At 69.5% G+C, this 13,868-nt stretch carries 11 protein-coding genes; 4 read left to right on the forward strand and 7 right to left on the reverse strand.

The genetic code is table 11. From position 1 onward, the window contains the following. Positions 1 to 2,072 (forward strand): immune inhibitor A domain-containing protein (locus tag VLJ82_RS02530; protein ID WP_408661747.1); only part of this gene is annotated, 2,072 nt, incomplete at its 5' end. 108 nt (positions 2,073 to 2,180) lie between these two features. On the opposite strand, the gene VLJ82_RS02535 is transcribed toward VLJ82_RS02530, so the two are convergent. The 6 genes from VLJ82_RS02535 to VLJ82_RS02560 form a co-directional block, all read right to left on the reverse strand. Then, entirely contained in the window at positions 2,181 to 3,008 is an 828-nt protein-coding gene (locus VLJ82_RS02535) for an SDR family NAD(P)-dependent oxidoreductase (RefSeq protein WP_408661748.1), read from the reverse strand. A gap of 68 nt (positions 3,009 to 3,076) precedes the next feature. Then, positions 3,077 to 3,397 (reverse strand): phosphatase RsbU N-terminal domain-containing protein, encoded by a 321-nt coding sequence (locus VLJ82_RS02540; RefSeq protein ID WP_408661749.1) that lies wholly within the window; start codon positions 3,395 to 3,397, stop codon positions 3,077 to 3,079. Next, positions 3,388 to 3,795: an STAS domain-containing protein gene (locus tag VLJ82_RS02545; protein ID WP_408661750.1), complete on the reverse strand. Its 408-nt coding sequence runs from the start codon at positions 3,793 to 3,795 to the stop codon at positions 3,388 to 3,390. The genes VLJ82_RS02540 and VLJ82_RS02545 overlap by 10 nt, the downstream gene beginning before the upstream one ends. Next, the gene (locus tag VLJ82_RS02550) at positions 3,795 to 4,700 is read right to left on the reverse strand and encodes an STAS domain-containing protein (protein WP_408661751.1); all 906 of its coding nucleotides are present in this window, start codon (positions 4,698 to 4,700) and stop codon (positions 3,795 to 3,797) included. Before VLJ82_RS02550 ends, VLJ82_RS02545 begins: the two co-directional genes overlap by 1 nt. After that, the gene (locus VLJ82_RS02555) at positions 4,697 to 5,779 is read right to left on the reverse strand and encodes a sigma-70 family RNA polymerase sigma factor (RefSeq protein WP_408661752.1); all 1,083 of its coding nucleotides are present in this window, start codon (positions 5,777 to 5,779) and stop codon (positions 4,697 to 4,699) included. The genes VLJ82_RS02550 and VLJ82_RS02555 overlap by 4 nt, the downstream gene beginning before the upstream one ends. Before the next feature lie 981 nt (positions 5,780 to 6,760). Then, entirely contained in the window at positions 6,761 to 8,503 is a 1,743-nt protein-coding gene (locus VLJ82_RS02560; protein ID WP_408661753.1) for a glycoside hydrolase family 3 N-terminal domain-containing protein, read from the reverse strand. 181 nt (positions 8,504 to 8,684) lie between these two features. Between VLJ82_RS02560 and VLJ82_RS02565 the strand changes: the two genes are divergently transcribed. Together VLJ82_RS02565 and VLJ82_RS02570 are read left to right on the forward strand one after the other, a co-directional pair. Next, the gene (locus VLJ82_RS02565) at positions 8,685 to 9,968 is read left to right on the forward strand and encodes a hypothetical protein (protein ID WP_408661754.1); all 1,284 of its coding nucleotides are present in this window, start codon (positions 8,685 to 8,687) and stop codon (positions 9,966 to 9,968) included. A gap of 67 nt (positions 9,969 to 10,035) precedes the next feature. Next, positions 10,036 to 10,395, forward strand: coding sequence for a hypothetical protein (locus VLJ82_RS02570; protein WP_408661755.1), 360 nt, complete (start codon positions 10,036 to 10,038; stop codon positions 10,393 to 10,395). A 19-nt stretch (positions 10,396 to 10,414) separates the two neighbouring features. Here VLJ82_RS02570 and VLJ82_RS02575 read toward each other — a convergent pair whose 3' ends face one another. Next, on the reverse strand, positions 10,415 to 11,671 hold the full coding sequence (locus VLJ82_RS02575) for a Dyp-type peroxidase (RefSeq protein ID WP_408661756.1): 1,257 nt from the start codon (positions 11,669 to 11,671) through the stop codon (positions 10,415 to 10,417). 398 nt (positions 11,672 to 12,069) lie between these two features. On the opposite strand from VLJ82_RS02575, the gene VLJ82_RS02580 reads away from it, so the two are divergent. Beyond that, a partial coding sequence (locus VLJ82_RS02580; RefSeq protein WP_408661757.1) for an IPT/TIG domain-containing protein occupies positions 12,070 to 13,868 on the forward strand: 1,799 nt, incomplete at its 3' end.

Below are 13,868 nucleotides of genomic sequence, written 5' to 3' on the forward strand. Positions count from 1 at the left end.
CGGCCCCCAACGCCGACGGCGTCGTCAAGCTCGCCGACGACAAGTACTACCAGGCGGCGGTCAGCGGCACCGGCCGGGTGTTCACCATCCTGGCCGACTTCGGCACCCAGGGCAGCGGCAAGCTCGGCACCACCCCCGGCCCGCAGCACAACCAGATCGCCCAGCCGGACCGCAGCCTCGACAACAGCACGGCGTGGACGGCCGACTTCAACCGCCAGCACTACCTGGACCTGTTCTTCGGCCCGGGCGAGTCGTTCAAGAACTTCTACTCCACCCAGTCGGCCGGCCACTACACCGTCGACGGTGACGTCAGCAACTGGGTGCAGGTACCGAGCAACGCCTCCACCTACGGCGACAACACCGTCGAGAACAACGGCGGCGCCTGGAAGTTCATCTCCGACTCCGGCAACGCCTGGTACAGCGCCCAGGTCGCCGCCGGCCGGTCGGACGCCGACATCAAGGCGCAGCTGGCCTCCTTCGACGTCTGGGACCGCTACGACTACGACGGCGACGGCAACTTCGACGAGCCGGACGGCTACCTCGACCACTTCCAGGCGGTGCACGCCGGCGAGGGCGAGGACGGCAACGGCGGCGAGGACGCGATCTGGTCGCACCGCTGGTACGTCAACCAGACCGACTACGGCATCACCGGCCCCACCGTCGGCGGCACCCCGGTGCGCTTCGGCGGCACCCAGATCGGCAACACCGGCTATTGGATCGGCGACTACACCGTCGAGGCGGAGAACGGCGGCCTCGGGGTGTTCTCGCACGAGTTCGGCCACGACCTCGGCCTGCCGGACCTCTACGACACCAACGGCGGCGACAACGGCACCGGCTTCTGGACCATCATGTCGGCCGGTTCCTGGCTCAACCACGGCACCGAGGACATCGGCAGCACCCCGGACCACATGGGCCCGTGGGAGAAGCAGCAGCTGGGCTGGCTGAACTACTCGGTGGTGTCCCAGGGCCAGGGCGGCAGCTACACGCTGAGCCCGGCGTCCATGCAGACCACCGGCCAGTCCCAGGCGCTGATCGTGGACGTGCCCGACCAGGCGGTCCAGAAGACCTACACCGCGCCGAGCTCGGGCAGCTACGCCTGGTGGACCGGCAACGCCAGTGACTCCAACTCCACGCTGGCCCGCAGCCTCAACCTGACCGGGATCCGGACCGCCACGGTCACGGCGAAGGCCTGGTACAACATCGAGGACGGCTTCGACTACCTGCACGGCGAGTACTCCACCAACGGCGGGGCCAGCTGGACCGAGATCGGCAGCCCGCTGACCGGCTCGTCCAACGGCAAGTGGACCAGCCTGAAGTGGTCGGTGCCGGGTGGCCAGACGACCCTGTTCCGGCTGCGGTACCAGAGTGACGGCGGGGTGAACCTCGGCGGCGCGTTCCTCGACGACTTCGTGGTGAAGTCCGGCGGCACCACGCTGCTGACCGACAACGTCGAGTCCGGTGACAACGGCTGGACCGCGGCGGGTGGCTTCAAGCGCAGCACCGGCACCGAGTCCACCATCGGGGACCGGTACTACCTCGCCGAGAACCGGACCTACACCGGCTACGACGCGACGCTGCAGACCGGCCCGTACAACTTCAGCAAGGGCTTCACGGCCCCGAACTGGGTTGAGCGGTTCCCCTACCAGGACGGCCTGCTGGTGTGGATGGCGGACGAGACCTACAACGACAACAACACCATCGACCACCAGGGCCACGGCCTGGTGCTGCCGGTGGACGCTCGTCCGGCGCCGTTCACCTACTCCGACGGCACCAAGCCGGGCAACCGGCGCCAGCCGTTCGACGCCACCTTCGGCCTGCAGGCGACCGACGCGGTCGCGCTGCACAAGGAGGTCCAGGTGGGCACCGGCAAAAACGCCACCATCCAGACGTTGACCGCCTCGGCCCCGTCCAACGCGGGTATCCCGACCTTCAACGACTCGGTGGTGGACCGGTACTGGTCGTCGGCGAACCCGCTGTCGTCGACCTACGTGGCCGGCCACGGCGTGAGCATCACCGTGACCAGCCAGACCACCAACGGACCGCTCACCGTGACGGTGAACAACCCGTCCTGACGGTCTGACGCACGATCGGTGGGCCCGCCCCGGATTCCGGGGCGGGCCCACTGCCGTTCCTGGGTACTGCCGTTCTAAAGACAGGTGTCGTTCGGATACGGCGAGACCTCAGGCGAACCTGCTGCCGGGGATCCGGGGGAACTTGTCCAGCCCGAACACCTCGACCTGCGGCGAGCGCTGCTGCACCAGCACCCCGCCGTCGACCACCAGGCAGGCGCCGGTGACGTAGGCGGCGTCGTCGGAGGCCAGGAACACCGCGGGCCCGGCCAGGTCCTCCGGCGTCCCGCCACGGCCCAGCGGGATCGTCTCGTCCCGCAGCTTGCGCGCAGCCGGCTCCAGATGCGCCGGGTTGGTCGCGATCAGCCCGGGCACCAGGGCGTTCACCCGGATGCCGTACGGCGCCAGGTCGAGCGCCAGGCTGCGGGTCATCGCCTCGATGGCACCCTTGGTGGCGTCGTAGGCGACCATGCCGCGGTGCGAGCGGTTCGCCCCGCCGCTGGACATGTTGATGATGCAGCCGCCGCCGGCCGCGGCCATCAGGCCGGCCACGCCCTGGGTGCACAGGTAGTGGCTGGTGAGGTTGGTGCGCACCAGCCGGTCCCACCAGTCCTGGTCGCTGTCGAGGAAATGCCGCAGCGTCGTGACGTCGCCGGCGTTGTTCACCAGGATGTCGACGCCGCCGAACTCCTCCAGCGTCGCCTGGATCAGCCGGTCGACGTCGGCGGCGACCCCTGCGTCACCGCCGACGCCGATCACGTTCGCCCCGTCCTCGCCGAGGGTTCGGGCCGCGTTCTCGACGCCGGCGACGTCGATGTCGGACAGCGCGACGGCGGCGCCTTCGGCCGCGAACCGGCTGGCGATCGCGTACCCGATGCCGCGCGCGGCACCGGTGACGATGGCGACCTTGCCAGCCAGCTCAGCTCTCGGTACTCCCATGACGGCCTTTCGTAAAAAGGGGAACAGGCGGGCCGGCCGCTCGGCCGGATTGCTTTTCCGGCGGCGGGCTAGGGACTCTCCGTCCCGGGCTCGGACGGTCGCTGCTGGTCGAGCAGCGACCGGTGGGTCATGTCATAGGTAGCGAGCACTTCCAGGAAGAACTCCGATGCGCCGGTGGTGACACCCACCAGGTCGGCTTCCGGGGTGTTCTGGATGACCTCCAGGAACACCTGGTGGTGCAACTCGGCCAGGTCCAGGATCGGAATTCCTTCCACGACCGCCGAGCGCCCGATCTCGTAGGCCGCGCGAAGCGGCGCCTCCTCGCGCCGCGGCAGATAACGCAGGAACGCGACCCGGTAGTTACGGTGCAGCTCCGGGGTCACTGCCACGGTGGCACCAGGTGGTCGGAGTACGCGGCAGCGCCCGCCGCGCCGTTCAGGTAGGCCAGGCCCTCCTCCAGATCCAGAGCCGTCCGCACCGCTCCGGTGCCGAGGCCCAGTTCCACCATGGCAAGGGCGACGTCCGGTTGGATTCCCACGATCACGGTGGTGGCGCCGCGAAGGCGGGCCATTTCCGCTATGTCTCTCAGGGTGCGCAGTCCGAACGAGTCCAGGACATCCAGCGCGGCCACATCGATGATCACCCCGCGCGACCGCCGTGCCCCGATCTGTCCGATCAGATCACGCTGGAAGCGAGTCAGCTGGGTGTCGTCGAGGGCAGTATGGATCGATGCGATCAGGGTGGAACCCTGCCGCAGGATCGAGACGAGCGCTGGCCCGGCATCCATTATCCGGCGAAACCCTCCTGCCGACTGACGGCGTAGCCCAGCAGCCGTTCTGCCTCTTCGAGGCCACCCTGCAGGTCGCCGATCGTGTTCATCTTGCTGAGGTCGACCCCGATCGTCACCAGGGTCTGGGCGATACCGGGCGACAGCCCGGTGATGATGACGCTCGCACCCATCAGACGCGACGCGTCGACGGTACGGACGAGGTGGTTGGCCACTGCCTCGTCCACGGTAGGGGCACCGGTGATGTCGATGACGACGACCTTGGCACGATGCCTGCGGATGCCAGCGAGGAGTTGCTCGGTGAGCTGACGCGCTCGCTCGGTGTCCAGCACCCCGATGATCGGCAGGATGAGAAGTCGTTCCCGCACCGGGAGAACGGGCGTGGACAGTTCCCGGATGGCGTCCTGCTGCTGCCGGATCACCCGTTCCCGCTCATCCACGAAGCTCACCGCGACGGTATTGGCGATCCGGTTCGCGGCAGGCTCGTAGGCGTCCAGGACCCGGTTGAGCATGGAGAAGTCCTGCTGGTACTTGCCGAAGAGCGATCGGGCGAGGACGTCGCGGAGCAGCAGCACGATGCCCACCACCTCATGGGTCTCCACACCCCGGGGAATGATCCGCTCGGACAGGTCGCGGGCGTAGTGCTGCAGCGCCTCGACGCTTCCGGTCTCGAGTACCTCGACGTAGTTGTCGTACACCGAGGTGGTCTCCGCGGCGACCTCCTGGGGCGTCATGGCCTGCAGCAGATGGGCCTCCTGGATGCGTCCGGCCCATTCCTGCCGGAGCTTGGCCCGGTTGTCGCGCAGGTGGGCCACCAGTTGTGGCAGCAGCTCTTCCTCGTCCTGGGGATCGAGGGGTGGAAAGTCTGCTGCCGCCTGCTCGACGACGTGCTGGTCCTCAGTCATCTGGCGTTTCCCTTCAGCCACTTGATCATGGTCACCGTCGTTCCCCGACCCACTTCTGACACCACCTCGAACTCGTCCATGAGCCGGCGGGCCCCGGGCAGGCCGAGCCCCAGCCCGCTGTAGGTGCTGTACCCGTCGACCATTGCCCGCTCGACGTCGGGAATGCCGGGGCCGGTATCCCGAGCGGTTATCAGCACGCCGTAGCCGTCCTCCTCGATCACCTCGATGCTGAGTTCGCCTCGTTCGGCGAACCGGACGATGTTGCGGGTGATCTCCGACACCGCCGTTGCGATGATGGTCGCGTCCGTCCGGGAGAATCCGACGCCGGAAGCAACCTCGCGCACTGCCTGCCGCGCCGTCACGATGTCGGCGTCCCGGCGAATCTCGATGACGTCCTTCCTGGCACTGTCGGCGGTTCGCTCGAACAGCGGCCGGCTGATCTTCGGGCAGAGGTCGCATTCGAGCAGGTGCCGGGCGGCGTCGAGCTCGCGTTGCCGCCGGCGGTCCCGGGCCGAGAGTGCATAGAGAACCTGCCGGCAACGGTCGGTCGGCGGCTCCATCCTTTCCAGTGCCAGCAGGTACTCGACCCGCAGCCGGGCCCGGGCCCGGTGCAGCTGGGCAGCGACCGCGCCGGCCGTCATGCCCAGCTGGGTACCGAGCGAGCCGGTGTCCTGACCGTCGACCTCGTGCGCGACCAGGGCTTGCCGGTCCCGGTCGGACAGGTGGGTGAGCGCGGTCGCCATCGCCGCCCGTCGTTCGCCGTCCAGCAACTGCTGATCGACGTGCTCATCCGGTGCCGGCTCGGCCAGCCGGTGCTGGTTGCGCCGTTGGGTCTCCTGCTGCTTGAAGAAGGAGGAGACGAGGTTGCGGGCGGTGACGATGGCATAGGGGCCGTGCATGCCCTGGGTGACCCGGTCGCCGGCATCGAGAACCCGGGTCAACGTCTCCTGCACCAGATCGTCGGCCGTTGCGGGATCCGGCACCCGCGGCGTCACCACGCGCCGCACCAGCGCGAGAAGCTCTCCGATGTCGATCCCACTCTCCCCGGGGTCAGGGCCCGGAGAGAGGGTGGCGCTCATGGAGCGACACTACCGCCAGAACAGGCCTGCCAGTACTGACCTGCAAGCCCTTGCCGCGATACGGGCGGAGCCCGGAATTCCTGGCGCCGACTGGTCGGCGGCAGCTGCAGCCACCGGGTGGACGCCCTCGGACGGTCGGCATTACGCGGGAGCGGGCCAGGTCGGCCGTCGCTGCACCGCCCCCTTGCGCTTCGCAGCCCCCGGGCCTACGGAGCTCCTGCGGACGGCAGACCGGCAGATGGGCGATGCGGCCCGCGTGATGCGGCGGCTTCCAGCTGCTCTTCATAGTGCTGAGTCCCTCCACGATCGGCGGCCGGAACGGCTGGCACCGATCCGGAGGTCGGAAGAGGTAAGGGATTCGATGGTCACCGACACGGCACGGAGATCGAGGTGGAGCGGTCTGCTACGCAGGTTGTGGTACGTGCTCCTCGCGATCGTGGCGGCGTGCACCCTGTTCGTGGGTTCTGCCGTGGTCGCCTCGGCCGCGCCCCGGACCGCCCAGCCGTCGACGGCCAGCGTCGCGGGTGCCCTTGCCCGCACTGGCGGCAGTGGTCAACCAGATCGCCATGCTGCTGAACAGAATCCTGGGTTAGAAAGCCTGAATCCCCGGGGTTAGAAGACGACACCGCTGCAGAGTTCCTGGGCGGCGGGGACGGAGCCGATCCCTCCCCGCCGTCCAGGGGCGCGTCGAGTTACGAGCCGGCGTGCCGGTGGTTCTGCACGACTGGATGGCGTCAGATCGCTGAACTGCTGAAAGGGAATGGGGTGGAAAGTCGTTGTCGTGGCATCTGGCATTTCTCCAGCTGGTGGCTGCGGGATTGGCGGCCGCAGCCGTGCGTGCTGGCCTGGGACGAGCTGCCTGCCCATGTCGTTGGCCGGGGCGAGGATCGGGCTCGCGGGACCGACGGCCAGCCGGCTGACGTGGACCGACCGGGCCGCAGGTCACGCTGATCAGGGGCCGGATGCGGCCGGACGCCGGGCTCAGACCGGGACGTCGCCGGGCTTGCCCCACTGGGCGGTGACCACGCCGCGCACCCACCAGACTCCGGTCGAGGGCCGCCAGACGGTCAGGTCGGCGCGTCCGTCGCCGTGGTAGTCGCCGGGTACCGGCACGTCGCCCACCTTGCCCCACTGGGCGGTGACCACCCCGTGCACCCACCAGACTCCGGTCGAGGGCCGCCAGACTGCCAGGTCGGCGCGTCCGTCGCCGTTGTAGTCGGCCGGCACGGCCTGGTCGCCGGGCTTGCCCCACTGGGCGGTGGTCACCCCGCGCACGTACCAGATACCGGACGAGGGCCGCCACACCGCCAGGTCCGCCCGTCCGTCGCCGTTGAAATCGGCGACCACCGGCACGTCCCCCGGCAACCCCCACTGCACCGTCTCGATGCCGCGCACCCACCAGACCCCGGTCGAGGGCCGCCAGACCGCGAGATCGACCCGTCCGTCGCCGTTGTAGTCGGCCGGCACCGGCACGTCACCGGGCTTGCCCCACTGGGCGGTGGTCACACCGTGCACCCACCAGGTCCCGGTGGACGGCCGCCAGACCGCCAGGTCGGACCGTCCGTCGCCGTTGTAGTCGTGCACGACCGCGCCGATCAGCCCGCGGGCCTGCTTGGTCCGCAGCACCAGCAGCGCCGCGGCGTCCACCTTGGCCCGGAACGCCGAATTGCTCGCGACCCGGGCCGACACCGCGCCCACCATGGCCGGGATCTGGCTCGGGTCATTGATCAGCACCATGGTGCCGCCGGCCTCCAGGAAGTTCACCGCCCGCTCGCCCGGCGCCCATGCCGCCAGCTGCGCCGCGCCCAGGGAGTCGCTGATCACCACGCCGTGGAACCCCAGCTGGTTGCGCAACAGCGAACCGATGACGGTGGCGGAGAACGCGGCCGGCCGGGCCGGGTCGATCAGCTGGTAGTAAGCGCTCGACATCATCACGAACGGGGTGCCGGCCTGGATCCCGGCCCGGAAGGGCGCCAGGTACGCGTCGTTGGACGTGGTGACGTGGTCGGTCACCCCGGCGGTGGTGTCGGTGTTCGCGTCGACCCGCCCCAGACCCGGGAAGTGCTTGACCGTGGTGGTGACGCCGGCCTGCAGCATGCCCCGGATCACCGCCACCCCGTGCGAGGCCACCACGTCCGGGGTATGGCCGTACTCGCGGTAGTAGTAGCCGATCGGCGGGTTGACCTGGCCGACCGGCACGGTGTCCAGCACCGGCGCCAGGTTCAGGTTCACCCCGGCCGCCGTCAGCTGGCCGCCCCAGTGTGCCGCCGCCGCCTGCAGCGTCGATGTCGCCCAGCCGCCCTGGGTGAGCGCCTGCGGAATGGTGGAGAAGCCCGGCCCGGACAGCACCTGGACGTAGCCGCCCTCCTGGTCGGTGCTGATGAACAGCGGCACCCCGCCGGTCGCCGCCGAGGTGGCCCGGGCCTGCAGGCCCTGGGTGACCGACCGGGTCGCGGCCAGCCCCAGCGAGCTGCGGCCGGTCAGGATCACGTTGCCCACGTGGTAGCTGCTGATCGCGGACAGGGTCGCCGAGCTGACCCCGGTGGCGGCGCCGCCCACCATGAACAGCTGGCCGATCCGCTGGGCCTCGGTCATCCGGTTGAACACCGCCTGGGCGCCTCCGGTCGGCACGCTCGCCGACCCGGTAGACCCCGACAGCACCGCCGCGCACACCGCGAGGACCGGCACCAGTACCAGTCCGCGGATCCTCCGGTCGATCCTCATGCCGCGCCCGCCTTCCTAGCCCGTTGACCAACTGACACCGGCACGGGCCGAGCTGTTGCACGCCGCGACATCCGCAAGATAGGCGCCGGCCGGCCGAAACCGCGGGACGTTGCCGGTGACGAAGGGGTTGCGAATCGCCGGACGGCCGCGGCGGCCACCCGGCGCCGGGCCACAATGAGTTGTGGGCCGAGACGACGGGTACTTCGACGACGTGCACTGGCTCGACGACGGCACCGTGGAGGAGCTGTCGACCGGCAGCACCCCGCCCCGGCTGCCCTGGCCGAGATGGTTCACGCTGACGCTCGCCGCGCTCGTCGTCGCCGGTGCGGTGGCGGCGATCAACCACGTCCGCAACAGCCCACCGGCCACTCCCGCGGCGGCCGGTGCCAGCACGCCGGCCTCCCGGCCGGCGCCGCGGGTCTCGCTGCCGGGGACCACGCCGTCCCCGGCCACCTCGGTGACGGTCACCCCGCTGGGCCATCCGCTGTTCGGCGCCAGCACCGGCTGGGAGCTGATCGCCCGCGGCACCAGGGTGCTGGTACGCATCCAGCCGGCCGCCGGCCGGATCATCCAGACCACGATTCCCGACCTGAACAGCGGCGGCCCGGTCTCCCTGCTGACCGGCTCGGACCGGGTGATCATCCGCCCGCTGGACCACGTCCCGGGCTACCTGGTGCCCGACGGCAAGCCGGCCCGCGTGCTGCCTGCCCAGCTCAACCTGGACGGCCCGGTGTTCCCGGGGCCGGCACCGGGCCAGATGTGGGTCCGGCCGGCCGACGACCACCAGCCGGTGATGGCGCTGGCCACCCTGGACGGCAGGCGGCTCGCCGACTTCGTGCCGGTTCCCACCGGCAGCTCGTCCTTCGAGGCGGTCTCCGACGGGGCGGGTTACCTGCTGTACCCGAGCATCGGCGGGGTGTACCAGGCTCGGCCGGGCGGCCTGCGCCGGATCAGCACCGGCGCGCTGCTGGCCGTCGGCCCGACCGGCTGGCTGGTGGTGGAGTGCGACGAGCAGTACCGCTGCCAGCAGGTGCTCGTCAACCGGCTGGACGGCAGCCGGCGGACCGTGAGCACCGCGACGGTGAACCAGCCGCGGACCGGGATCATCTCTCCGGACGGGGCGACCGCGGCGATGCTGACCAACAGCTCGAACGGCACCTCCGGGCTGTACCTGCTCGACCTGAAGTCCGGCAACCGCAAGCTGATCGGCGTGTCGGCCAACCTGGAGTCCTTCGACGGCATCACCGCCTTCTCGCCGGACAGCCGGTGGCTGTTCGTCATCACCGTGGACGGCAGCATCGCGGTCGTCAACCGGGCCACCGGGGCGGTCAGCACGCTGGAGGGCTCGCTGCCGCCGCTCACCCAGCTGGTGGTGCGCCCGGCCGGCCGCGACACCGCAACGAGCCTGGCCGCCGTGGCCCAGGCGCTGACCCCGACGTGTTGCCGGCCCATCCCGGGGCTGTGAGCCCTGTCCCGGGGTGGTGATCTCCGGGCTGTGACAACCCCGCCGGTCGCCCGGCACACTCGACGGCATGCGCCGCGCCTTCGCCCACACCGCCGAGCTGCTGATGCCGGCACCCGCCGACGACGGCGCGCCGGGGGCGGCCATCACCGTCGCCCTGTGCGGGCACTGGGAACACCAGCCGCCGTGCCCGCTGGCCCCGCACGCCACCCGCGCCGACCGGGACGGCGACACCGTCCGGCTGCGCACCCTGTTCGCCACTGAGCCGGACCGGGCGGACGAGGTGCATCGCCGGATCGATCAGGCGCTGCAGGCCGGTGAGCTCATCGTCCCGGACGGGACCGTCACCCGCTGGCGGCTGACCGCCAGCGGGCCGGCCGAGCCGACCGCGGCCGAGCACGACCACGCCGAGCGGCTGATCCGGAGCTGAAATCCATTGTGAGGTAGGCCTAAGCCTGGCCGAACAGCGCGGCCGACCAGCTCTGGCCCGGCTGCACGCCCGGCGGGATGGCAAAGATCGCGCTGCCGACGTGCTGGCTGTGGGTGTTCAGCGCATCGGATTGGCTGAGCCGGCGCTGGATAGGGAGAAAGCCGGTGCGCGGGTCGGACTGGAAGCAGCAGAACATCTGCCCGGCCTGGACGCCGGGCGGTGAGCCGTCTGAGAAGGCGTAGCTGCGCCGCAGGATCTGCGCGCCGCCGTTCAGCTCGGCCGAGGCCAGCCGGACGTGCGAGTCGAGCGGGATCGCCGGGCTGCCATCTGTGCTCTTGGCAGCCAGATCCAGCGAGCTGGTCAGGCTGCCACCGGACAGCGGCGCGCCGGACTGCTTGTCCCGGCCGATGATCCGCTGCTGCTGGTCGTCGGGCACGTCGTCCCAGCCGTCGGTGAACAGGAGGATCCGGCGGGTGATCAGGTAGCTGCCGCCGGCAATCCAGTCCGTGCCGCCGGCCCACACCACTTTCTCCAGCGCCTTGGCATCGTCGAGCGCCGGATTGCGGACCCCGTCGTGGAAGCCGAACAGGTTGCGGGTGAGCGGCTTGGCATTGTCGCCGAGCTGCGGTCCGCGGAAGCCGGACTGCGACCAGCGCACGCTTACCAACCCGCTGGCCAGCCGCAGCAGTTGCCGGTGGGCGTGGAAGGCGATCTGGGCGTCGTCCGCGCAGACCTGGAGCACCAGGTCGCCGCCGCACCAGGCCGGTTGCAGATTGTCGTTACTGAAGTGGGGTAATTCGACCAGCGGGGCAGGGCGGCGGGCGGCCAGGCCGAAGCGTTTGTCGAACAGGCTCGGCCCGTAGCCGATGGTGATGGTCAGCCGGGATGCTGACGCGTCCGCCGCCTCGCCGGTGTCGGTGAGCGCCGGCCGGTCCGCCGGGGCCGGTACCGGCTTGCCGCTGGTCAGCAGCGCTGCCGCGGCGGTCCAGTCGTCGAGCAGTCGGCGTAGCTCGGCCGCGCTGGTCGCGGTCACGTCCAAGGCGGAGAGGAGTTGGCAGGCCTGCGCCGGGGTGACCACGCCGGGCTGGTGCGGGCCGTAGAACGGCTCAGTTACGACCGCTGGTGTGGTGCTGCCGTTGCTGGCGGCGACGCTTGCGGTCGCCGCGGCCGGTCGGGCATGGGACGCCGTACAGCCGGCCACCCCCGCCGCGGCAGCACCGAGCGCGGCCGAGAGCGCAGCTCGCCGGGATACCTCGCCAGGAAAGGAAGGGGGCATGAGCGGAAACTCTATTACCTAGGATGAATGAAGAAAACATTTAAATATTATTTGAAATAGCGCCCCTCGTCCTCTACTCCACCTCTTCATGGTGGCGAACCTGCCGCATCTGATGGGTATTCGCCGGCCTCCGTGCCTGCACAAATGCTCTGCAGTGGCAGACCCCAGCCGCCGAACGGCGGATTCTCGGAGATCCCCGTGGAGTGAAGGAGGAGTAAAGGAACTATAAGGAACCTTTTAAATTGATCGAACTGCTTCATTCAAACATCTTGTTTTAACCGAACGGCAGTGCTTTCATCTCTTCACGCTAAGCCCACCTCATCACGCTTAGCGCCTGTCATCCCGCTTAGCCCGTGTCATCACGTTAGTCCGTGCTGCTAGCGAACTTGGAGGCTCCGATGAGCCCTCGCCGTCCCGTTGCCCGCCTGCGTGATGCGGTAGCCCTCCTCGTCACCGCCAGTCTGGTGCTGGGCTTCGAGAGCCCGGTCGCCTCAGCCAGCCTTGCCCTGCCGCCGGCCGGCCCGGTGACCTACAGCTACGACGCCTCGGGACGACTGGTAGGTGCCAGCGAGCCTGGCGTGGGATCCGTTACCCACAGCTATGACGCGGCCGGCAATATGACCGCGACCACGCCGAGCACCGGCACCTCCCCGCAGGTCATGAGCATGACGCCGCAACACGCCACCGTGGGCAGCACCGTCGTCATCCGGGGCGCCAACTTCAGCACCACCCCCTCCAACAACACGGTCAAGTTCACCAGCAACAAGGCCGCTACAGTGACCGCGGCGACGGCCGGATCGCTCACTGTCACCGTCCCATCAGGTGCGACCAGCGGAGCGGTCACCGTCACGGTGAGCAAGACGACCGCCACCGGGCCCAGCTTCACCGTCGACCCGTCGGGGCAGGCTCCGACCATCACCGGCTTCAGCGCCAGCCGGGTCAGCCTCGGCGCGACCCTCACGATCAGCGGCAGCCACTTCGACCTGAACCTGGCCCGCAACGTGGTGCAGATCAACCAGACCCGCGCTCTGGTGACCGCCGCGACCGCAACCAGCCTGACCGTCACGGTGCCGCAGAACGCGGTCGGCTCCGGGAAGGTCACTGTCTCCACCCCTACGGGAGTGGCCACCAGCTCGACGGACCTGTACGTGCTGCCCGCCGGGCTGACGGGCAACACCCTCGACACCGGCCAGCGGGTGACGCTGCCGGCTACGGTGACGCTGGCAACCTCCGGCTCGGGCCATGTCGCGCTGGCCGTCTTCGACGCGTCCGCGAATAGCCATCTGTTCGTGCAAGAGGGCACCTCCGGCGTCCCGTCCTGCAACGGCACACTCGCCATCTACGACCCGCACGGCGTGACGATCGGCTCGGACAGTTGCGTGGCGACCAACAACTACCTCGACCAGCTGCTGCCGACGGCCGGCAGCTACACCGTGGCCCTTTCCACGAACGGCAGCAGCGGCTCGCTGCCGGTAACGTTGAACCTGGTGGTGGACTCCACCAGTTCCATTACCACCGACGGCACGCCTAAGACCGTCACCACCGGAATCGGGCAGAGCGCCAATCTGACCTTTACCGCAACCGCCGGGCAGCGGGTGTACGTCAGCATCACCGGCAACACCGCACACACCACCAGTTGCGCCAGCGTCGCCCTGCTCTCCCCGAGCCGAACGAGCGTCACCAGCACGCCAGTCTGCTCGGCCAGCGCCACCATCGACACCACCACGCTGGACCAAGCCGGCGGATACACCTTGGTGTTCAACCCCGGTGGTACTGATACCGGCAGCGCCACCATCGCCATTTACAACGTGCCGCCCGACGCCGTCACCCCCGTCAGTGCTGATGGCAGTTCGCATACCGTCACCACCGTCCTGGGGCAGAACGCCGATTTCACCTTTACCGCCACCGCCGGCCAGCGGGTGTTCGTCAACATCTCCAACGGCAGCTACTCGCAGTGCTTCTCGATGCTGCTGCGTGACCCGGCTGGCACTTCGCTCAACTCCGTCTGGTACTGCGGCGGCGCCAACTACATCGACACCACCGCACTGACCGCCGCCGGCACCTACAGCGTGCACGTCGACCCGCCCGGCACCGTCGCCGGCAGCGTGACCGTGGCTATCAATCCCGTCGCGGCCGACACCAGTACGGCGGCGAACGCTGACGGTACGCCCACCACGGTCACCACCAGCCTCGGCCA

Origin of the sequence: Jatrophihabitans sp. (genome assembly GCF_035474675.1) — a bacterium.
Lineage (GTDB): Bacteria > Actinomycetota > Actinomycetes > Mycobacteriales > Jatrophihabitantaceae > Jatrophihabitans_A.